Origin of the sequence: Cronobacter sp. JZ38 (assembly GCF_008932145.1) — a bacterium.
GTDB lineage: Bacteria > Pseudomonadota > Gammaproteobacteria > Enterobacterales > Enterobacteriaceae > Cronobacter > Cronobacter muytjensii.
Window position 1 is genome coordinate 2,488,839 of record NZ_CP017662.1, and the last position, 20,918, is coordinate 2,509,756.

Genomic DNA, 20,918 nt, shown 5'->3' on the forward strand with positions numbered 1-20,918 from the left:
TTACGCTTTCGGTTTCTGCCCGCTGCGGCGCGCGCTGACGGTGGCAAGCGCCGCCCAGTCCAGCTGCTCGTCGCCGTGGGCCAGCGCGTCGAGATAATTATCGCGCAGCACCCCCGCAATGCCCATCGGCACGTTTTTACTCTCCGCCGCCTGCTGCGCCAGACGCACATCTTTCAGCCCGAGCTTCATGGTGAAACCCGCAGGCGAATAGCGGTCTTCGGCGATCATCGCGCCGTAATTTTTATAGGCCGGCGCGGCAAACAGCGTGCCCGTCATCATCCCGAGAAAATCGCCTTTGCCGACGTCATACGCCTCCACCAGGGCGGAGGCTTCGCCCATCGTCTCAATCGCGCTCGCGAGCATAAAATTAGCGGCAAGCTTCACCGCGGCCGCCTGCGCCGGGCTGTCGCCAAACGTCCAGATTTTCTGGCCCAGCACATCGAAAACCGGCTGCGCTTTCGCAAGCCACTCCGGCGCGCCCGCTGCGAGAATGTTGAGATTGCCCGCCGCGGCGACATCCACGCGTCCAAGCACGGGCGCGGCCACGTACCCGATACGGCGCTGTTGCGAGAGCGCATCCATCGCCTGCGTGAAAGCCACCGAGACCGTCGCCATGTTGATCCACAGCGCCCCTGGCGCGAGCGACGCCAGCGCGCCCTGCTCTACCACCACGCTTTCGGTGACCGCGTCATCAGCAAGAATGGTGATTAACACGTCGGCGTCATAAATGTCTTTCGGACTTTGCGCCACCTGCGCGCCGAGCGCGCGCAGCGCCTCAGACGGTGCGGGCGAGCGGTTCCATACCGTTACCGTAAAACCGGCGTTGATAAGATTGGTCGCCATCGGCTGGCCCATGCCGCCGAGGCCGAGAAAAGCAATATGCATGACAATTCCTTATAAAATCGTGCCGCCGCGGGTCAGCTCCGCCAGGCGTTCAGCCGCCTCGCGCTCGCGATCTTCTTTATGTTGACGCCCGTGATGGGCAATGGCGGTGCGCAGCCGCTGCTGCTCGACGTAGCGCTCGTCGCGGCTGAGCTGCGCGTCGTCGCTGAGTTCAATCAGCAGTTCGTTCATGTGCGCGATAACGTGCTCTTCAATCACCGCGTCGACCCGGCGTTTCACTTCATCAAGATGAGACATTAAACCTCCTTAAACGCGTCGCCGCGGCAGAGGCCGCGGCGCAGTGCTTAATTGATTTTCGCTTTCGAGAAGTCGCTGCCCATCAGGCTGACGCTGTACCCCGTCACGTTGCTGCGGGTCGCGTAGAAGGTGCGGCCATTGGCGAGCGGCACCCACGGCGCCTGCTGGTAGAAGATCTCCTGTGCCTGCTCGTAGAGTTTAGCGCGTTCTTGCGGCGCGCTGACGCGCCTGGCCTGATCAATCAGCGAGGTGTACTGCTTGTCGCACCAGCGCGCGGCGTTGGAGCCGCTCTGGATACTGTCGCAGCTCAGCAGCACGTCGGCGAAGTTATCCGGGTCGCCGTTGTCAGACATCCAGCCATACAGCGCGGCGTCGTGCTCGCCTTTACGAATGCCGGAGAGGTATTCGCCCCACTCGTAGCTGACGATTTTCGCCTTCACGCCCACTTTCGCCCAGTCGCTCTGGATCATCTCGGCGATGCGCTTAGAGTTCGGGTTATACGGGCGCTGAACCGGCATCGACCACAGCGTCGCTTCAAAGCCTTTATCCAGCCCCGCCTGCTTAAGCAGCGCTTTGGCTTTTTCCGGGTTGTAATCGTAGTCTTTGAGATCCTTGTTAAAGCCCATCATATTCGGCGGGATCGGCGATTTCGCGACGCTGCCGCTGCCCATAAATACCGCATAAATGATCGACTTCTTATCGACCGCGTAATTAAGCGCCTGACGAACCAGCACGTTATCGAACGGTTTCTTCTCGGTGTTGAACGCCAGATAACCGACGTTCAGCGCCTCGACGCTGTGCAGCGTCAGGTTTTTATCGCCCTTGATCTGCTCAAACTGCACCGGGCTTGGCGCCGGAATAATCTGGCACTCGTTGGTTTTAAGCTTGGCAAGGCGCGTCTCGACGTTCGGGGTAATCGAGAAGATCAGGTGTTTGGTCGGCACTTCGCCGTCCCAGTAGTTCGGGTTAGCGATATAGCGGATAAGCGAGTCGACTTTATACTGTTGCAGCGCATAGGGGCCGGTGCCGATGGGCCAGTTATCGACATTTTCCGGCGTGCCTTTTTTCAGCATCGCATCGGCGTATTCCGCCGAGAGGATCGAGGCGAAATCCATGCCCCAGTCAGCCAGGAACGCGGCGTTTGGCTCGCTCAGCGTGAACTGGACATGGTAGTCGTCGAGCTTTTTCACGTCGGTGATAAGCTTATCGAGGCCCACATCCTGGAAGTATTCGTAGTTGCCCTGCGACACCTTATGGTAAGGATGGTTAGGGTCTTTCTGGCGCATCACCGAGAAAATCACGTCGTCCGCATTGAAGTCGCGCGTCGGTTTGAAAAATTTGTTGCTGTTGAACTTCACGCCCTGGCGCAGCGTAAACGTCCAGGTCTTGCCGTCCTGGCTCACCGTCCACCCGGTGGCAAGCGACGGCACCGGGGTATTGGTTTTCGGATCGAAGTTGACCAGGCGGCTATACAACACCTGCGAGCTCGCCACGAAGCTCGGCCCGGAACTCGCGATTTGCGGGTTGAAGGATTCCGGCGATGCCTCGGAGCAGTAAATAATCGTATCGCTGTTCGCCGCGATCGCGCTTGCCGGTAACAGGGCGCTTAACAGCAGCCCGAGCAGAGTTTTCCCTGTCTTCATCATGTGCCTTTTATTTTACTTTTCAGAAGGAAAGCCATCACATCACAGGCCGCGTCAACTGGCAAATAACAAAAAACTGTTGCTTTATGCCTTTCTGGCATTTTTCGCCTGAATATCAGTCAATTTCAGCTAAAAATGATTTACGCTCCGGTTAAGTCGCGTTATCACCGCGAATTTTTGCTTAAGTCAAGAAAATTCCTAAGATTCAATGACCCGAGAATTTACGCTTTTTCGCGTTTCTTTCGCGCTTTGCTGGACAGGTCTATCGTTCAAAGTAGCGTGGTGAAAATGTTTTTCCTGGCAGAGAGAATGACGTGGCAAAAATTCTATTGCGCAGTGGCGACCTCGATGACTTCCAGTCTGTAGGCGAAAATGGTCAGGCGGTTTTCGAGTCTGCGCTGCAAATCCGTGAAACGCTTCGCCTGCGCAAGCAGCCGCTGGTGGAGTCTCTGGCTATCCCGCAACTCAATGAAGAGGGTGACCGCGTGGACTGGTATTCACCGGTCAGCGGCAAGGTCATGGGCTGGGCCTCCGCCAGCCACGAAGAGCGCGAGCGCGCCCTGCGCTTTCTGGAAAGCGCCCTCTCTGGCGCCCGCGCGCTGAGCAAGCGCTGCCTGGGGTCGGAAAAAACCGCCCAGCAGCTTTTTGGCGCGCTGCTGGCAAAGGCCGTGCAGTTTCCCGGCGCGAATTTCCTTTATCTGGTGGACGGCAAGCCGGTTATCACCTTCTGGGGCTTCGTTAACTTAAACCAGGGCGCGCGTGACGACGTGCTGGACTGCCTGCGCGAAGCCGAGCCTGTCGAGCCGGAAATCATCATGACGCCGCAGGACGAGCCGGAGCCGGAACCCGCGCCGGTCATGATGAACGAGCCGGACGCGCCGCTGCTGGCCGTACCGCCTGCCGCGTCTCAGCCAGCCCCCGTCGCGCCCCCTGCGCCAGCCGTGCCGGTGCCGACTCAGGCCGCCGTGCTCGCGGCCTACGCCGCAGACGCCGGGGCTGCGCCGCAGCCTGAAGACACCGCGCCAGTAGCCGCGCCGACCGCCGCCCCTGCCCGCCGCTCGCGTATTCCGCTCTGGACATGGCCGCTCGCGGCCGCCGTGGTGGTTGGCGCCATCGCCGCCCCGCTCACCTGGTACACGTTGCAACAAAAAACCGTCCCTGCGCCCTCCGTTTCAGTCGAGCAGATCAAGGCGCTGGAAATTGCGCCCGCGCCCGTGAAATCGGTGGATGCTCCGGCGGTTGCCCCTGTCGCGCCCGTGACCTCGCTGCCGCTCGCCGCCGCCCAGGTCACACCGCCCGCGCCGGTGGCTGAAGAGAAGCCTGTCGCGCCTGCGCCGGTCGATAAAAATGCGCTGGTGATGGACGCCAGTCAGGTGAAAGCGGGCACGACCCGTTTCCTTAACGGCACCTGGCGTCTCAGCATCGGCAGCCCCGACCCGATTACCGGCAAGGCGACCTCGATGCGTATTGATATGAAAAGCAACAAAGGCAGCGCCCGCGTGACGCTTGGCGACAATGTTGTCTGTCGCGCCGATCTTTTCTCCGGACTGCACCAGTCCGGCGAGCTGATGATTAAGACTCGCGGCAAAGCCCGCTGCAGCGACGGCTCCCGCTACCCGATGCCGGAAATTTCCTGCAAAGCGGGCCCGAATGACGTTGCCGAGTGTACCGGTCGCTATGATGAAAAGACCGTTCTGCCCCTGACCATGAAGAAAGTGAGCGCCTGATTTATGCTGGCAAACCTGTGTGATTACAAACAGAGCGTCACCCTGATTGAAAACAGCGGGGTGCAATTTCTTGATTTCGGCCTGACGCCGGTGGAGGCGCCCCACGACGGGCGTTTTGTCCGTAAAACCGCCAACGGGCCGCTGCTGCGCCTCGATTACGATATCGCTTCCGGCAAGTTCACTCTGCCCGCCCGCCACGGCGGGCAGCCGGAAGTGGTGAAACCGGAAAGCAGCGTCGCACTGAGCCAGTCGCTCGCGATGATGGATGGCGTCTGGCTGCCGCTGCCGGTGCTGCGCTTCAACCCGCCGCGCACGTTCGTGCAGGGGCCGGATAACTGGGCCCGCGTGCAGATCCGCAAGCTCAGCGAGCCGGACAGCGCGGGCAATACTCACCGCGTCACCCTCGCCTTCGACACCCAGATCCAGCAGGACGAAGGCGCGGCCTCCCAGCTTGCGCCGGTCGAAAACGATGTCCGCAACGGCACGCGTTTCGCGCTCGCCTGGCGCGATGACGAAGTGGCGGATTTCCTCGACCAGACCTGGGTCGACGGCTGGCTGCGTGAGGCGTTTACGCAGTTTGCCGGCGCTCAGGAAGCGCGCAGCGAACAGGAGATCCAGCGCGCGCTGAAGGTGTTTGAGTATCAGGCTCACTGGCTGAACGTGATGTCGCTGCTCGGCAACCAGTTGAACGTGCCGGAGCTGAAAATCGTTACCGGCACCCTGAGTTCGCCTGCGGTCGCGGTGGATCTCATCCTGGACGTCGGCAACACTCACACCTGCGGCGTGATAATTGAAGATCACGGCGAGGCCAACGACGGCCTGCGCCAGACCATGGAGCTGCAGGTGCGCTCGCTGAGCGAGCCGCAGTTTATGAACGCCCTGATGTTCACCAGCCGCCTCGCGTTCGCCGAAGCGCGCTTTGGTAAGCAGCATTTTTCGGTAGAGAGCGGTCGTGACGAAGCGTTTGTCTGGCCTTCCATCGTGCGCGTCGGCGACGAAGCCCGCAAACTGGCGATGCAGCGTCTTGGCACCGAAGGCAACAGCGGCATCTCCAGCCCGCGCCGTTACCTGTGGGATGAAACCCCGGCGGCGCAGGAGTGGCGTTTTAACCTGATGACACCGAAAACCCAGCGTGAGCCGCTCGCGACCGCAGGCCCGCTGATGAACCTGATGAACGACGATGGCGAACCGCTCTGGCAGTTGCCGCCGGAGGAACGTTTGCCGGTATTTTCCCCGCAGTACAGCCGCAGCTCGCTGATGACCCATATGCTGTGCGAGCTGCTCGCCCAGGCGGTATGTCAGATTAACAGCGTCGCCAGCCGTCTGCGCATGGGCAATGCCAGCTCGCCGCGCCAGTTGCGCCAGCTGATCCTGACGCTCCCCTCGGCGATGCCGAAACAGGAGCGCGAGATTTTTCGCCGCCGTATGCAGGAGGCCATCGCGCTGGTCTGGAAAGCGCTGGGCTGGCACCCGCATGATGACGACTTTAGCGTCGAAAAAGGCCAGCGCCAGAGCCGCGTACCGGTGCCGGAAATCCAGATGGAGTGGGACGAAGCCAGCTGTGGCCAGCTGGTGTGGCTCTATAACGAAGCGATGGTGCACTTCGCAGGCCAGACCGAGCGCTTTTTCGCAAGCCTTGCCCGTCCGGATCGCGAAACGCCGCCTGGCGCCACACCGGGCCGTCAGCTGCGCGTTGCCTCGATAGATATCGGCGGCGGCACCACCGATATGGCGATTGCCGAGTATCAGTTGGATGACGGCGTCGGCAGTAACGTAAAAATCAGCCCGACGCTGCTGTTCCGCGAAGGGTTTAAAGTGGCGGGCGATGACATTCTGCTGGACGTTATCCAGCGCTGCGTACTGCCTGCGTTGCAGGAACAACTGCAAAAAGCGGGCGTCGCCGACGCCGCGACGCTGATGTCCACGCTGTTCGGTGATTCCGGACGCATGGACACGCAAGCGATTTTGCGCCAGCAGACCGCGCTGCAACTGTTTATGCCGCTGGGGCACGCGGTGCTTTCGGCATGGGAAAACAGCGATCCGGCCGATCCGCAAAGCGGCCTCTACACCACGTTTGGCGAGATGCTGAAACAACCGCCGACCCGCAATGTGCATAATTATCTTCATCAGGCTATCGAACACGCGCTGCCGGCAGGCAGCCCGGCGTTTAACGTGCTGGACGTGCCGCTGCAGGTGAGCTTCAGCGAGCTGGAAGAGGCGCTGCATGCCGGTAAATTCAGCATCTGCGCGCCCATCCAGGCGCTGTGCGAAGCCATCTCTTACTACTGCTGCGACGTGCTGCTGATAACGGGCCGTCCGGGCTGTCTGCCGGGCTTGCAGTCGCTTATCCGCCTGCTCCAGCCAGTGCCGGTCAGCCGTATGGTCTGGCTTGATAACTATGAAGTGCATGAATGGTATCCCTTCAGTCAGCACCGCCGTGTCGGAAACCCGAAATCCACCGCCGCCGTCGGCGCGATGCTCTGCAGCCTGGCGCTCGACCTGCGCCTGCCGCGCTTTAACTTTAAAGCGGCGGATATCGGCGCTTATTCCACCGTGCGCTACCTCGGCGTGCTGGATAATGTGGTGAACACGCTGCGCGACGAAAACGTCTGGTATCGCGATATTGACCTCGACGCCCCGGGCGCGAAGCTCGACGCACGCTTGCATTTCCCGCTGCGCGGCAATGTCACGCTCGGCTTTCGTCAGCTGGATAACGCCCGCTGGCCCGCCACGCCGCTCTATACGCTCTCGGTCAACTCGCCGGAGCTTGCTAAAGCCATCGCCGGCGACGGCGTGCTCAACGTGCGTCTGCAGCTGACCGGCGGCGGCAAGCATCAGGCGCCGGAAGGCTTTACCCTTAGCGAAGCCTGGCTTTCCGACGGCACCCGCGTGCCGCCAGAGCAGGTCACGTTTAAACTTAATACCCTGGCTGACCGCCGCAGTTCCGGCAGCCATTACTGGATCGACAGCGGGAGCGTTTATCTGAAATGACTGTTTCTACCCTCATTAACCAGACAATCACGACGCCTGCCGCCCTGACCCAGTGGGTCGAGAAGACCCGCGAACATGCGCCGCTGCTGGATGAAGAAGCAGGCCCCCTGCTGGCGCGTCTGAGCGCGCTTCATGCTCAGGCGCAGACGCTGAACGCGCTGGCGGGCGAACCGCGCACGCTCGGTATTTACGGCCACTCGCAGGCAGGCAAAGCGCACCTGCTGGCGACGCTCGCCAACGGCTCGCAGGGTCAGGTGGCCGTAGCACCTGGCGATAAACATCTCGACTGGCTGACCCATATCAACCCTGGCCACAGCGCGACGGCGATGGCCGTTCGCTTCACCCGCACGCCGCAGACGCTGCCGGAAGAGTTTCCGCTGCGCCTGCGTCTGTTCAGCGAGGCGGAACTGGTACAAATTTTCCTCGCGCACTATCAGACCAGCGGCCAGGCGCGCGCCGTGAGCGAAGAGGAGCTGCGCCAGCGTTTAGCGCAGTTGCAGACGCTCGGCCAGCCCCAGCCGCACCCGGCCATCAGCGCGCCGGATGTCATGACGCTCGCCGCCCGCTGGCGTGAACTGACGCCCGCGCGCCAGCGCACGCTTGGCGATGACGCGTGGCATCAGATGGCGCAACTGCTGCCCGCCCTGAACCTCACCGAGCGCGTGCGCCTGTACGCGCTGCTGTGGGGGGATATTGCCGAGCTGACGCAGCAGTTCGTCACGCTTGCCGAAGGGCTGCTTCTGCTCGGGCACGCCCGCGAAGTGGCCGCCCCGCTGAGCCTGCTGGTGGACAATTTTTCCCTGCCGGTGGAAGGCTTTCTTCTCCCGGCAGGCTCCGGCGAGGAGGCGCTGCCCGATGAAGTGCTGGTCCGCGCGCTCGAACAGCAGCAGTTGCAGGGGATGGTCAGCGTGCCGCTGACAACGCTGACGCTGCTGTGCGCCGAACTGACCTTGCCGCTCGCCACGCCGTCGGTGCCGGAAGGCGTCGACCTGCTGGATATCCCCGGCGCGACCTATGGTCAGCAGGAGAGCCTGAACGCCAGCAAAATCGCGTTTCTGCTCGACTACTACCGCCAGCATCAACAGCCGGACGTGCTGATGGTCTGTAATGCCGTTCAGAGCCGCGCGGATATCGCGCCGGTCGCGCGCACGCTGCTGCGCTGGGTGAACGCCACGCAGCCAGCCTCTCCGGACGCGCTGCCGGGCCTGGTGTGGGCGATTACGCCGCACGACGCCCGTTTTCTCGACGGCCAGCACCTTGATGAAGGCGTGCAGCGTCTGCTCGGCAAGCCGGGCCACACCTGGGGCACGTTGCAGGCGCTCGATGGCCGCAACCTGCAACGCCTGACCGAATGGTTATCGCAGGCGCTGAGCGAAAACAGCCGCGCGCGCCGTCTGACGCTGCTTAACGCGAGCGCGCAGGCGCAACCCGCCCTGCTTTTCAGCCGTTATCTGGCGCCGCTTACCGCCGATGAAGCTACACTGCGTGCCACCGCCGAAAACGGCGTGCGTACGTTGCAGCGTCAGGCCGCGCGTCACGGCGATCTGCTTCAGGCGCTGCTGCCAGACCCGGCCGCGCTGCAGGCGCTGTGTGAAACCGAAGAACGTCGCGAAGAGACGCCCCAGGGGCTGTTCAGCGCTGAGATCGACCTCTTTGGCGAATCGGTCTCCACGCGCCCTGTGGATAACGCCTCCGGCGCGTCGCTGGCCCGCCGCGCGCATCGTTTGTGGGTGAACCATGTGCGCCAGTGGATGCAGAATGACGACCACGCCGCGCAGCTCGGTATCGACACCGCCACGCTGCACTGGCTCGGCGATACGCTGATCATCGCAAGCTACCGCCTCAACCTGGCTGGTCGCCTGGAAGCGCTGGCTGCGCACGAAGGCCTCTCCGGCGCGCAACTGCGCGCTGAGCTGGGTAATTTCGTGAGCTGGCTCGGCTTCGAACGCGTGCCGCAGGCCGAACGCCCGGCAAGCCGCGTTAACCCGAACGAACGACTGTTCGCCTCGGCCGCAGCGCATGACCAGCGTCTGACGCGTCTTGGCGAGAAACCGGTGCATGCGGCCACGCGTTATGTCTACGACTGGCTGGTGGCGCTCTATACGCGCGCCATTGAGAACATCGGCTACGAGCATCCGCTCGATATCAAACCCGCCGACCGTAAAGCGCTGGCGAAAATCATCGGCCTTCGCTGATAACCCTGCCGGCGCACCCGCGCCGGCGTTTTTATCGCGGTTCTTCCCTGCTCTCCTGCCGGTTCTGGTATTCCACCAGGCGATTACCGCGTGGGTCGTTACGCGCCCCGCTTCGGCTGGGCGCAAAGGGCCGCCCGGTTGTCGCCGCCGCACCCCATGGCGCGGCCGAATCAAAACCTGCATCTGAAACGGAATCCCGTATCAGCGCCTGACCATTGGCGGTGCGTCCTGGCTGATACCCGGTCTCGCGCGCGCCGTGATCCCATGCCCGGCCAAACTTCCCGTATAGCGTCTTGCCAAACCCCCTGTCGCTTGTAAACCAGCACTGCTGCGCCAGAAACCCATACGGCACGTTATATGGCGTAGAGGGAGCCAGTACGAAAGCTTCGCCCGCGCCGCGTGATGAGACGGTGTGGAAGTGAACGCGCTCGAAAACCGCGCTCGCCGAACCAAAGACGTAATCGACATCGCCTTCAAGATAACAGTCCGTCACGTGGACGCGACTGATGTGCGACGCCTCGCCCTGCGGCGCGCTGCGGCTGCTAAGCCAGAGCGTATCCTGACGGCTGATAAGGCGCAGACGTGCAAGCTGCACCCTGTCGCCGTCAGTACGTAGCGCAACAGCCTGATGCGACGCGCCGTCCACGCTGTCGAGCAGCGTATTAACGATGCTCAGGTTCGCCAGTTGAACATCGTCACACAGCGCCCGCACGACGGCAGACGCGCCGGTGCCGATTTCCGCCGCGCCTGATTCGGCAATATGCTGATACACCTCCCACGCCGGGTCGCCGGGCTGAAACTCGCCCTGCGCATTCACCGCCGCCTGATAGTGCTGCGGCGTAAAGCGCGCATCCAGCGTGAGTTCAAGGCGCACCTGTTCCGGCGTCTCGCCGGTGCCGTAAATCGTGACGGGAGGAAAATCCGCCGGCAGATACGCCACGCCGCGATAGACGCCCGGCGCGATGGCTATCCACACCCGCGCGTTGCGCGGCCCTGACGCGACGGCGGCGTTCACGGCCTGCTGCACCGTGCGGTACGGCCCTTTTCGCGCATCGACCTGCAACACGCGCCCTTCAGGCGGCGGAGCGATGGGCGCCGGGTGCCACGGCCCGTCAGGCGTATGCAGCCAGCCGCCCCGTGCGAAGTAATGTTCCCGCGTGTAAGCGGCGGCCTCATCGCGGTTTAACATCGGGCGGGTCGACAGCGGTGCGGTTTTCAGCATGGCCTCCGACATTCTGTTCTCCTTGTTTAATTCAGTTGCATGGCTTCAGTGGGTTCACTTGAGCGGCTTTGCTTAAACCGCCCGCTTCCCTGCGCCACCCGTGTGCGCCCGGTTGACCGTAAGATGAACAACACAGGAACACTGGTTGTTTATACAGTCATAATGCCGATTTTCGAGGGTGCCAGCAAACCGGCGTTGCGATTTTGCGAGATGCCTTCAGAAGTATGAAATCCAGGAAAAAGCGCAATCGTTTTTTGTTGCCGCTATGCTGAAATAGCGTTGCTCCACCTGACTGAGGAAACGTTATGAAAACGAAACGCCTGGGCGCAATGGCGCTCCTGCTTGCGGCTTTTACCCTGTGCGCCACGCCTGCGCTCGCCAACCCCGGCAACGGCAACGGCAACGGCAACGGCAACGGCAACAGCGGAAATCATGGCAATGGCCACGGCAATAATGGCAAAAGTGCCGACAACAAAGAGAAGAAAAACGCCAACGCGTCGGGACGTAAAAACTATGGCAAACCCGATAATGTCGACGCCGATATCAGCTTCAGCCGCGCGCGCAGCCTGGCGGTAAATTATGGCCTGACGGGTTATGACTCGCTGCCGCCGGGCATCGCCAAAAACCTGGCGCGCGGCAAACCGCTGCCGCCGGGCATCGCCAAAAAATCCGTACCGGCCAGTATGCTCAATGAACTGCCGTACTATCCGGGCTACGAATGGAAAATGGTCGGCGATAACCTGGTGCTGATTGCGCTCAGTACCGCGCTGGTGACCGCCGTCATCAATAACGTGTTTGACTGATAAACGCGCTCACAGACATCAGAGCCGGGCAGCCGCCCGGCTCTTTTACGGTGCCGGATCAAGCCCCAGCATCCCGCGTACCGCCTCCCTCTCGTGCTGCCCGCCCGCGTAGTCTTCAAAGTTTTGCTCCGAGACTTTGATGATATGTTCGGCGATAAACTTAGCCCCTTCCCGCGCGCCGGTTTCCCCTTCTTTCAGGCAGCATTCCCACTCAAGCGTCGCCCAGCCGGGGTAGTCGTACTGCGCGAGCTTGCTGAAAATGGCCGTAAAGTCGATTTGCCCGTCGCCGGGCGAGCGAAAGCGACCGGGGCGGTCAATCCACGGCTGATAGCCGCCATAGACGCCGCTGTTCGCCGAGCGGTTGAACTCGGCGTCTTTAACATGAAACGCGCGGATGCGCGGGTGCCAGCGATCGATAAAGCCAAGATAATCCATGTGCTGAAGCAGCATGTGGCTCGGATCGTAAAGGATGTGGCAGCGCGGATGGTCGCCGGTAAGCGCGAGAAAACGCCCGAAGGTCGCGCCATCATGCAGATCTTCGCCGGGGTGAAGCTCAAAACAGAGATCCACGCCCGCCTCGTCAAAGCTTTGCAGAATCGGCAGCCAGCGGCGCGCCAGTTCGTTAAAGGCCTCTTCCACCAGCACAGGATTGTGCGGCGGCCACGGGTAGAAAAAAGGCCAGGCGAGCGAGCCGGAAAACGTGGCGTGTGCAGTGAGACTGAGATTTTGCGAGGCCCGCGCCGCCAGCTTGAGCGTGCTGACCGCCCACTGCTGGCGTGCCTTCGGATCGTGACGCACCGTCTCGGGCGCAAAACCGGCAAAAGCCTTGTCATACGCCGGATGTACGGCTACGAGCTGGCCCTGAAAGTGCGTTGACAGCTCGCTGATTTGCAGCCCGACGTTACCGAGCGTTTCGCGCACCTCTGCGCAGTAGTCGAGGCTTTCAGCGGCTTTAGCGAGGTCGAAAATGTGCGGCAGATGGGTCGGCAACTGCACCGCTTTATAGCCAAGCCCCGCCGCCCAGGCCGCCATTGTATCGAGCTGATTAAACGGCGGCCGGTCGCTGATAAATTGCGAGAGGAAAAGAGAAGGTCCTTGTAGCGTTTTCAATATCGCTCCTTATGCGCCTGCGCGCCTGTTCGCTAAACCAGCGTTAAGCATAGCCTGGCGGCTTATACGCCTGTCTTATGACGCGGACAATATTCATAAGCCCTTGTTTTAGTGAGTGAAAGGCATTTAACCTAAATTTATTTCGCGCCAGACCGATAACCGTCTGGTGGCAATCTTCATTTTCAGAGATGCCGGGTCGTTGTGTCGCAACTTCACGCAAGGGAACAACATGTCAGTAAGGCGTTTTTCATTTCTCGTATTCAGTCTGTTACTTTTTATCTTTCTCGTCAGTACCGTCTCTAACCTCTGGTCTCTTACCCGCAGCAACCAGTCGCTGGATAACGTGAATAAAGAAATTCGCGTGGTGCTGTCGGTGATTGATCCGATTAACCACAGCCGTACGCTGCGCGTGCGTCTGATGGAGGCGATGATTAACGCCTCTATCGGCGATACCCAGAAAACACAGGCGTCGCTTCAAAGCGCGAACGAGGTGATGCAAAAAGCCGCCGCCGCGTTTAATAATTACAAAGCGGCCCCGGCGGTCGAAGGTGAAGAAGCGCTGGCCGCGCCGTACCGTCAGGCCTGGCAGGCCTATGTCGATGAGGGCCTGCGTCCGTTGATGGATGCGGCGAGCCGCAACGACACCGCGCGTTTTAATCAGCTGGTCAGCACCACTATCCCGCAGCTCGATCGCCAGTTTGAAATCACGCTCGATCAACTGCTGGCGTTCCGCGAGAAATATGCCCAGCGCCTTAACCAGGACGCGCAGGACCGCTTCGTGAACAGCATCGTGACCATCGCGGTGTTCGCCCTGCTCTTTACGCTGCTGATTGGCGCAATGTTTATTCTGCTCAAGCGCCGCGTGCTGGCACCGCTGGATGCCGCTCGTCTTCACTGCCAGCAGATGGCTGAAGGCGAACTGCACACGCCGGTGCTTTCCGGCTCGAAGGATGAAATTGGCGATATGCTCGGCTCGCTGGAGCAGATGCGTCTGTCGCTGGTGAATATCATCGCCCAGGTGCGCGACTCCAGCCAGAGCGTGGCGCACGCCGCCGAAGAGATTGCCGCCGGTAACGTCGATCTCTCGGCACGTACCGAAGAACAGGCTGCCTCGCTTGGCGAAACCGCCGCCAGCATGGAGCAACTGACCTCGACCGTGAAGCACACCTCCGAAAATACCGCCGAGGCTAATAAGCTGGCGGGCAATATGCGTAGCGCCGCGCAGGAAGGCAACGCTATCGTTGAGGAAGTGGTGGTATCAATGCAGGAGATAGAGTCCAGCTCCAGCAAAATCGATAATATTATCGGCATTATTGAAGATATTGCCTTCCAGACCAATATCCTGGCGCTGAACGCTGCGGTGGAAGCCGCGCGCGCCGGTGAGCAGGGTCGTGGTTTTGCCGTAGTGGCAAGCGAAGTGCGTAACCTCGCGCAGCGTTCTTCTGTCGCCGCGAAGGAGATCAAAGAGCTTATCGAGCAGTCCGGCGAGCAGGTGGTGCTGGGCAGCGATCGCGTCGCGCGCGCAGGCGAGAGCATGAAGCGCATTATCGGCTCGATTAAGCAGGTTTCTGAGCTGATGTCGGAAATTGCGCTTTCCACTGGCGAGCAGAGCCGCGGGATTGAGCAGATTAACCAGGCCGTGGCGCAGATGGATTCCGTCACCCAGCAGAACGCCGCGCTGGTGGAAGAAGCCTCCGCTGCCGCTCACTCTCTGAAAGAGCAGTCGCAGTTGCTGAATCAGGCCGTGGCGGTGTTCAGGCTGAACTAAGTCGAGAAAAGCCTGACGGGAAAGCGTAAAGGCAGGCCAGTGGCCTGCCTTTTTTTATTGCGCTTACAAAGGCTTGTCGAGTTTGATAACCCACAGCTCATTTTGCGAGGCGGTTTTTTCCAGCGGCTTCACGCCGATTTTGCTCGCGACCGGCTGGCCGTCGAGCGTCAGATGGCCCTGGCCGTCCACGTTATAATCGTCCATCTCTTTTTTATCGCCCTGCGGCTCCAGCAGTTCCGATTGCAGCCCGAAGTCGTTGTCATTAATGACAGCAATGGTTTGCGAATCGATAAGCGCCAGCCCTTCGGCTTTCTCCTGCTGCCAGCCCGCCTCGCGCAAGTCCACCGCCAGGGTTTTACTGGCAAGTTTCACGCCGCGCGCGTTGAGTTTATCGGCATCGTCAAATTCCGGCGGCTGGGTGTTATCCAGGGCGCTCAGATCGGTAGCGTTGCTCAAATCCACCACATAAACGCGGTTGCGCATGGTTTTGTTTTTATCGCCGCCCTGTTCAATGAGCAGAATGCGGTGGTCATCCAGGGCCACGATATCGCCGATTTTGGCATCTTTAGCTTTTTTATAGACGTCGATGTCAATCGGGTAGCCATACATCGCGGTTTTGCCGGTCGCCGGGTCGAAACTCACCAGACGCGTGAATCGCGCCGTGTTTTTGGTTTTGCCGTCGATATCCAGCGTGCTCTGCACCGCCGCGATAATGCGACCGTCCGGCATACGGGTCAGCCCTTCGAAACCGCGATTAGGCTGACGCCATTTCAGGATATTCGGCAGACCGCCCGCCACGCCCTCTTCACCCTTGCCCGCCTGCGGGCCATGTTTGGCGATAATCGCGCCGCTGGCGTCGACGTTAATGATAAACGGGCCATATTCGTCGCAGAGCCAGTAACCGCCTTTGCCGTCCGGCGTGATGCCCTCGGTATCAAGCCCGCGCTTATCGCCAGCCAGCGTTTGCAACGCATCGTTCAGCGCCAGTTCATTGGTGGCGCCGATAAGCCCGGCGGGCAACGGCAGGCCGCTGATATTGCCCTGCTCGTCATGCAGCGGCATCGGGTCGCTTGCCTGCGCGTTATCTTTGCTGACGCGGATTGTCATCATCAGCGGCGTATACTCGGGGCTTGCGAAAATTTTCGACTCCTGCTTGCCCATTTTCGGCGAGTCGGCGTTCGGGCCGCGATCGGTGACGGTCGCGAAAATCAGGTCATCGCCCTCTTTACGCAAAAACAGCAGGCCGGAGCCCACGCCGACCGGCAGACCGTCAGGAAACGCGCTGGCGTAGTTGCCGGAATAGACCACGTGATCTTCCTGCGGAAACGTGACCACAAAGCGTTCCACCTGCGGCGCGGCGGCCAGGGAGCTGAGCGGGAACACGACGGTGAAAAGCAGCGCAAGGGGTTTGATTTTCATTATTTTCGAGTCCGGATTTGTCGTGGCACTGTTATAAGGCGCATGCGTGACAGAATAATGACAGCGCGGTTTTCCTGTGTGGATTCAGCAGGTCACAGCGTCAGCCGCCGCGCATGCCAAAGCGGTGATGTCGACAGAGTGGACAGCGCGTTTCGTCTTGCCGCCAGGCGCGCCAGGGCTCGCCGCAGCGCTCACAGCGCGCGTGATAAATCGCCTGACGGCTAACCGGCCCGGTGTCGCCAGCCGCAATACTTACGGCATCTGTCGGACAGACTGCCGCGCAGTCGCCGCAGCCGGTGCAGCGCGCCGGGTCGAGCGTGACCGCCTCATCGCTAAAGGTGATGGCGCCCGCAACGCAGACTTTTCCACAGGCCCCGCATAACAGGCAGCGCGATGACGCCAGCGCAACGCCATACTTTGAGCATAGCGCACCTGCGGCCCACCGCGTCGCGACGTCATGCGGCACGCGTCCCCCCTCGCCGCGCAGCCAACGGCGCGTCGTCTCGCCTGGCGTCTGCATGGCTGGCAAACATCTCCAGCCCGGCTCGCCGCGCTCGCGCAGCCGCAGGTTGAGTTCGGCAAGCGGTTGCAGCCAGTGCGGAAACAACGTGAGATCCACTGCGACCGCACGAATGCCGTAATGCGTATGCCACAGTAACAGCTCCCCGACGGCCACCGGCAGCGTAAACGGGCCGAGTAAAACTCCGTCGCGGTAGTGACGCCGCAACGGCGCAAGGTTTTCCAGCGCGTCCGCCGGACAGACAAACAGGCAGATGCCGCAGCCCGTGCAACGCTCGGCCAGCAGATGGATATCGCCGTCGCGCCACGCCAGCGCGCCGGTCGGACAGCGCGCGACGCAATGCTCGCAGCGGCTGCGGCGCAGCCGTTTTCTGGCGCAGCGTGCGCCCACTCCGGGTGGGGCGGGCGCGAAGGTATCAATGAGCTTCATCAGACGTTGATGCAAAAAAACGCCAGGCGCAGCAGCAGCTCGCCCAACAGGAGAAGCAGGCAGCTGGTCGTCTGGCCGCTGCGCGCGCCGTGCGGGCGCGTCAGGTTGACCATCAGCAGCAGCGCGCCCCCCACCGAGCAGCACCAGCCCGCCAGCCGCAGCCCGGCGCTGGCGTCAAACGCGGCCAGCGACTGCAGCGGAAACGTCACCGGCGCCACGGCATGCGCCAGGAAGCGATCGTACGCTGGCTGCACCAGCAGCCGAATCAGTACCGCCGTCAGCGCCAGCAGCGAAAGGCGTCGGCTGAGCGCCTGTGCGGTCTGCGCATTAAACAGTGGACGGAGTGCGAGGCGCAGCAACGTGATCGAAGCCCCCGTCACCACTACCGAGCCCAAAAACATCGCCCAGGTGTTGACGTGCTGCCAGGTGACCACCGACGCGTGGCAGTAAATCGACGCCATCGCGGCAATATCGGCAAGCCCCGCCAGCGTGACAAGCCACAGCAGCGGCCACGGCGCGCGGCGTTTCATCATCAGGAGCAGCACGCTGATGCCAAGCAGCGCCATAAACACGCCCGCGAGCGCTATTTCCCGGCTAAGCCAGGAGCTGGAGAGGTGGCGCAGCGCGTTAAAGGCGTTCAGCGGATAGCCAAGATGCAGCGTCGAGGCCAGCAGTCCGAGCCCGGCCGCGACTCCCACGCCAAGCAGCGCGGGCAGCGTGACAAGCGTCATGTGGCCTGCGCGCGGCATCAGCCCGGCGGTGAGACAGAGCATCAGCATCACGCCCACGGCGCCCTGCATCAGTAGCGTGAAAAGCACTAACGGAAACTCATGCATCGTGTTGTTCCTCTTGCTGCGCGCCCTGATGCGGTTTTATGACCAGATTTGGCTTTGTGAGGGATGAGGGCGGCAGCCCTTTCACCTCGCTTAAGGTGCCGTAACGCGCGCGAAGCCGGGAGATGGGCCCGAACTGAATAGCGCCGAGCGGACAGGTGGCGACGCACACCGGCACCTGGCCCTGCGCGAGCCGGTCGACGCAGAAATCGCATTTCGACATCTGCCCGGTCTGGGTGTTGCGCTGCGGCGCGCCGTAAGGGCATGACCAGGCGCAATAGCCGCAGCCGACGCATTTATCGGTGTTGACCCGCACGATGCCGTCGCCGGGGCGCTTATGCATCGCGGTGGTCGGGCAGTTGCGGGTGCAGATGGGGTCCGCGCAGTGGTTGCAGGAGACAGACAAGGTATACGCGAAGACGTTATGGATAAGCCCGCCCTCGCCCGTCGGCGTGAAGCCGCCGCCGTGCACCTCGTAGACGCGGCGGTAGCGGCGTCCGACCTCCAGATTATTTTTGTCTTTGCACGCCACCTGACAGGCTTTGCAGCCTGAACAGCGCGACGAGTCGATAAAAAAGCCCAGTTGCTCCTCGCTGACCGGGGGATATTCCTTAAACTGACTCATGTTTGGTAACCTCGACCAGCAGGGTTTGATGGGCATTGCCTTTGGCAAGCGGGGTAATGCGCGCGCTGGTAAGCACGTTCGGGCAGCCGCCGTTATCGACGCCCTGCGCGTCAGGCTGCCACCAGGCGCCTGCCTGCATCGCCACCACGCCGGGAATGATGCGCGGCGTTACTTCCGCCGGGATTTGCACCACGCCGCGATCGTTATAAATCCGCACCATGTCGCCTTGCCGGATGTTGCGCGCCTGCGCGTCTTGCGGGTTGATCCAGAGCTGCTGGCGCTGCACCTCCTGAAGCCACGGGTTGGCGTACTGCGTGGAGTTGGCGCGGTTTTTCCCTTTCCAGGTGATGAGTTGCAGCGGGTATTTAGCGCGTAATGCGTCCTGCGGCCCCTCCTGCGCGGGTACATAATGGGAGAGCGCCGGGATCTCCGGGTGATTCATCTCCCAGAGCCGTTTCGAGAAGATCTCAATTTTGCCGGAGGGCGTCGGGAACGGATGATTTTCCGGGTCGCGAATATTCGCCTCAAACGCCACGTAAGGCGGCGCTTTAAGGTACACGTGCGGGTTTTGACACAGCCCGGCGAAATCCGGCAGCTCGCGGTCCGCCAGCGCCTCGCGCGTTTTCTCCCAGATATGTTCTACCCACTGTTTTTCGCTGCGCCCTTCGCTAAAACGCGCCTCAATGCCGAGCTTGCGCGCGACGTCACGTAGCCAGTCGTAGTCCGAGCGCCGCTCAAACTGCGGCTCCACCAGCTTTTGCGACAGCAGCAGATAGTTGCCGGTACCCCAGGTTTCGCCAATATTCCAGCGCTCCATAAAGCTGGTTTCCGGCAGCAGCAGATCGGCATAGCGGGCGCTCGGCGTCAGGAAGAGATCGCTCACCACGATAAACTCCACCTTGCTTTCATCCTCCAGCACTTTCACGGTCTGGTTGATATCGGGGTTCTGATTCGCCAGATAGTTGCCGGCAAGGTTGAAGATAAATTTAATCGTGCTGCTGAGCGCTTCGGCGCCTTTCAGGCCGCATTCCGGCGTCACCTGTTGCGCGTCGTCGCAGGCCTGTACCCAGTTCATGATGGAGATTTTCGCCGTGACCGGGTTTGGCACGCTGTACGGATCGGCGCAGAAGAGCCGGTTGCCAATGCCGCCGTAGCCCGCCGCCCAGCCGCCTTTCACGCCGACATTGCCGGTGATGGTGGCGAGCAGCGTGGAACCGCGCGCGGTGCGCTCGCCGCAGATATGCCGCTGTGGGCCCCAGCCCTGGATCAGCGCCGCCGGTTTCGTGGTGGCGTAGTCGCGCGCCAGCTGGCGGATGGTTTGTGCGGGAACACGAGTGATGCGCTCCGCCCACTCCGGCGTTTTCGCCACGCCGTCTTTGTTACCAAAGAGATACGCCGTCAGCGATTCGCCCGCCGGTACGCCTTCCGGCATCGTGCTTTCATCAAAGCCTATGGCGTAGCGCGCAATAAAGGCGCTGTCATGCAGATTTTCACTGATGATGACGTACATCATCGCGTCCATCAGCGCGTTATCGGTGGTGGGCAGCAGCGGCACCCACTGGTCGGCAAGCGACGCCACGGTGTCGGAGTAACGCGGATCGACCACAATAAACCGCGTGCCGTTGCGCTTCATCTGCTGAAAGTAGTGATTGGTATGGCCGAAGATGGTTTCGTTGGGGTTATGGCCCCAGAGGATCACAAGCTTCGTCTCTGTGAGCGTATCAAGCGAACTGCCGCTGGCGGCGGTGCCGTAGGTATACGGCGTGGCCGCCGCGGTGTTGCCCATGCTGACGGAGTGGTAAGACTCCAGATAACCGCCGGTCAGGTTGAGCAGCCGCCGCGCCATTTTATCGCCAGAAAACGCGCCGCCGGACACCGCCGTGTCGGTGTGCATAAAGCGCGACGCCGGGCCATATTTTTCGGTAATACGCTGCAAATTGTCGGCAATCAGCGTCGTCGCCTCGTCCCAGCTGATACGCGCGAATTTGCCTTCGCCACGCTTGCCGACGCGCTTCATCGGGTATTTCAGCCGATCGGGGTGATAAACGAACTGTCGGTAGCCGCGCCCGCGAACGCAGGCGCGCATCAGCGGCATGTCCGGGTCAACCTCGTTATCCGGGCAGGTGGAAATACGCGTGACCACGCCGTCCTGCACGTGGGCGCGAATATCGCACTTGCCGCCGCAGTCGAAGGTGCTGCAGGTCGGTACCAGGGTTTCGGCAGGCGTCGTGTCGCGGGCTGGCATCGCATGCGCCGTGCCTGCGGCGCTAAACAGCGGCGCAGCCGCAAGCGCCGACGTGGCGAGCAGAAAGTCGCGCCGCGACAGCCCGCCCTCGCCAGGTTCATCCTTTTTGGTTACTGGTTTCATCATGCTCCCTCATCAAAAGGGCGTATTCTGCAAAGCCCCTGGGTGGGAAAGCTTGATGAGTATCAATGGGAAAAAACGGAACGGCGCGTAGCGGAAAGTTTCAGAAAAACGGGTGGGCGGAAACC

Annotated in this window: 15 protein-coding genes; 5 read left to right on the top strand and 10 right to left on the bottom strand. The window is 61.3% G+C overall.

Features of this window, described 5'->3' with window-relative positions; genetic code table 11:
• The 3 genes from BJP61_RS11810 to BJP61_RS11820 are packed head-to-tail and all read right to left on the bottom strand — an operon-like array spanning position 1 to position 2,783.
• Entirely contained in the window at positions 1–885 is an 885-nt protein-coding gene (locus tag BJP61_RS11810) for an NAD(P)-dependent oxidoreductase (RefSeq protein WP_171998400.1), read from the bottom strand.
• A gap of 9 nt (positions 886–894) precedes the next feature.
• Positions 895–1,140, bottom strand: coding sequence for a DUF2526 family protein (locus BJP61_RS11815; RefSeq protein WP_075192050.1), 246 nt, complete (start codon positions 1,138–1,140; stop codon positions 895–897).
• Between the two features lie 47 nt (positions 1,141–1,187).
• Positions 1,188–2,783: an ABC transporter substrate-binding protein gene (locus tag BJP61_RS11820; protein WP_171999307.1), complete on the bottom strand. Its 1,596-nt coding sequence runs from the start codon at positions 2,781–2,783 to the stop codon at positions 1,188–1,190.
• 314 nt (positions 2,784–3,097) lie between these two features.
• Here BJP61_RS11820 and BJP61_RS11825 point away from each other — a divergent pair, with 314 nt between their 5' ends.
• Genes BJP61_RS11825 through BJP61_RS11835 form a run of 3 tightly spaced genes read left to right on the top strand, consistent with a single transcriptional unit; the run spans position 3,098 to position 9,696 of the window.
• Positions 3,098–4,510, top strand: a complete 1,413-nt coding sequence (locus BJP61_RS11825) for an SrfA family protein (protein WP_171998401.1) — start codon at positions 3,098–3,100, stop codon at positions 4,508–4,510.
• 3 nt (positions 4,511–4,513) lie between these two features.
• Complete coding sequence (locus BJP61_RS11830) at positions 4,514–7,501, top strand: virulence factor SrfB (protein WP_171998402.1); 2,988 nt, start codon at positions 4,514–4,516, stop codon at positions 7,499–7,501.
• The gene (locus BJP61_RS11835; RefSeq protein WP_171998403.1) at positions 7,498–9,696 is read left to right on the top strand and encodes a virulence factor SrfC family protein; all 2,199 of its coding nucleotides are present in this window, start codon (positions 7,498–7,500) and stop codon (positions 9,694–9,696) included. Before BJP61_RS11830 ends, BJP61_RS11835 begins: the two co-directional genes overlap by 4 nt.
• 31 nt (positions 9,697–9,727) lie before the next feature.
• On the opposite strand, the gene BJP61_RS11840 is transcribed toward BJP61_RS11835, so the two are convergent.
• Positions 9,728–10,930, bottom strand: coding sequence for a putative acyl-CoA thioester hydrolase (locus BJP61_RS11840; RefSeq protein ID WP_171998404.1), 1,203 nt, complete (start codon positions 10,928–10,930; stop codon positions 9,728–9,730).
• Positions 10,931–11,223: 293 nt separating this feature from the next.
• Here BJP61_RS11840 and BJP61_RS11845 point away from each other — a divergent pair, with 293 nt between their 5' ends.
• Entirely contained in the window at positions 11,224–11,721 is a 498-nt protein-coding gene (locus BJP61_RS11845) for an anti-virulence regulator CigR family protein (protein WP_171998405.1), read from the top strand.
• A gap of 45 nt (positions 11,722–11,766) precedes the next feature.
• Here BJP61_RS11845 and BJP61_RS11850 read toward each other — a convergent pair whose 3' ends face one another.
• Positions 11,767–12,831 (bottom strand): sugar phosphate isomerase/epimerase, encoded by a 1,065-nt coding sequence (locus BJP61_RS11850; protein ID WP_075192056.1) that lies wholly within the window; start codon positions 12,829–12,831, stop codon positions 11,767–11,769.
• Positions 12,832–13,060: 229 nt separating this feature from the next.
• Here BJP61_RS11850 and BJP61_RS11855 point away from each other — a divergent pair, with 229 nt between their 5' ends.
• Entirely contained in the window at positions 13,061–14,599 is a 1,539-nt protein-coding gene (locus tag BJP61_RS11855; RefSeq protein ID WP_038863068.1) for a methyl-accepting chemotaxis protein, read from the top strand.
• 63 nt (positions 14,600–14,662) lie between these two features.
• Here BJP61_RS11855 and BJP61_RS11860 read toward each other — a convergent pair whose 3' ends face one another.
• The 5 genes from BJP61_RS11860 to BJP61_RS11880 all read right to left on the bottom strand — a co-directional run bounded on the left by BJP61_RS11860 (position 14,663) and on the right by BJP61_RS11880 (position 20,793).
• Positions 14,663–16,018 carry an esterase-like activity of phytase family protein gene (locus BJP61_RS11860; protein ID WP_171998406.1) on the bottom strand — a complete coding sequence of 452 codons (1,356 nt, stop codon included), beginning with the start codon at positions 16,016–16,018 and terminating at the stop codon, positions 14,663–14,665.
• A gap of 100 nt (positions 16,019–16,118) precedes the next feature.
• Complete coding sequence (locus BJP61_RS11865) at positions 16,119–16,967, bottom strand: 4Fe-4S binding protein (RefSeq protein ID WP_171999309.1); 849 nt, start codon at positions 16,965–16,967, stop codon at positions 16,119–16,121.
• Positions 16,967–17,803 (bottom strand): DmsC/YnfH family molybdoenzyme membrane anchor subunit, encoded by an 837-nt coding sequence (locus tag BJP61_RS11870; RefSeq protein WP_171998407.1) that lies wholly within the window; start codon positions 17,801–17,803, stop codon positions 16,967–16,969. The genes BJP61_RS11865 and BJP61_RS11870 overlap by 1 nt, the downstream gene beginning before the upstream one ends.
• The gene (locus BJP61_RS11875; RefSeq protein ID WP_161578820.1) at positions 17,796–18,425 is read right to left on the bottom strand and encodes a DMSO/selenate family reductase complex B subunit; all 630 of its coding nucleotides are present in this window, start codon (positions 18,423–18,425) and stop codon (positions 17,796–17,798) included. The genes BJP61_RS11870 and BJP61_RS11875 overlap by 8 nt, the downstream gene beginning before the upstream one ends.
• The gene (locus BJP61_RS11880) at positions 18,412–20,793 is read right to left on the bottom strand and encodes a DMSO/selenate family reductase complex A subunit (protein WP_171999311.1); all 2,382 of its coding nucleotides are present in this window, start codon (positions 20,791–20,793) and stop codon (positions 18,412–18,414) included. Before BJP61_RS11880 ends, BJP61_RS11875 begins: the two co-directional genes overlap by 14 nt.
• Between the last annotated feature and the right edge of the window lie 125 nt (positions 20,794–20,918).

What these genes read in the sequence shown, in the direction of transcription:
- BJP61_RS11810 (WP_171998400.1), bottom strand. Translation starts at nt 885, where the DNA reads ATGCATATTGCTTTTCTCGGCCTCGGCGGCATGGGCCAGCCGATGGCG.
- BJP61_RS11815 (WP_075192050.1), bottom strand. Translation starts at nt 1,140, where the DNA reads ATGTCTCATCTTGATGAAGTGAAACGCCGGGTCGACGCGGTGATTGAA.
- BJP61_RS11820 (WP_171999307.1), bottom strand. Translation starts at nt 2,783, where the DNA reads ATGAAGACAGGGAAAACTCTGCTCGGGCTGCTGTTAAGCGCCCTGTTA.
- BJP61_RS11830 (WP_171998402.1), top strand. Translation starts at nt 4,514, where the DNA reads ATGCTGGCAAACCTGTGTGATTACAAACAGAGCGTCACCCTGATTGAA.
- BJP61_RS11835 (WP_171998403.1), top strand. Translation starts at nt 7,498, where the DNA reads ATGACTGTTTCTACCCTCATTAACCAGACAATCACGACGCCTGCCGCC.
- BJP61_RS11840 (WP_171998404.1), bottom strand. Translation starts at nt 10,930, where the DNA reads ATGTCGGAGGCCATGCTGAAAACCGCACCGCTGTCGACCCGCCCGATG.
- BJP61_RS11845 (WP_171998405.1), top strand. Translation starts at nt 11,224, where the DNA reads ATGAAAACGAAACGCCTGGGCGCAATGGCGCTCCTGCTTGCGGCTTTT.
- BJP61_RS11855 (WP_038863068.1), top strand. Translation starts at nt 13,061, where the DNA reads ATGTCAGTAAGGCGTTTTTCATTTCTCGTATTCAGTCTGTTACTTTTT.
- BJP61_RS11860 (WP_171998406.1), bottom strand. Translation starts at nt 16,018, where the DNA reads ATGAAAATCAAACCCCTTGCGCTGCTTTTCACCGTCGTGTTCCCGCTC.
- BJP61_RS11865 (WP_171999309.1), bottom strand. Translation starts at nt 16,967, where the DNA reads ATGAAGCTCATTGATACCTTCGCGCCCGCCCCACCCGGAGTGGGCGCA.
- BJP61_RS11870 (WP_171998407.1), bottom strand. Translation starts at nt 17,803, where the DNA reads ATGCATGAGTTTCCGTTAGTGCTTTTCACGCTACTGATGCAGGGCGCC.
- BJP61_RS11875 (WP_161578820.1), bottom strand. Translation starts at nt 18,425, where the DNA reads ATGAGTCAGTTTAAGGAATATCCCCCGGTCAGCGAGGAGCAACTGGGC.
- BJP61_RS11880 (WP_171999311.1), bottom strand. Translation starts at nt 20,793, where the DNA reads ATGAAACCAGTAACCAAAAAGGATGAACCTGGCGAGGGCGGGCTGTCG.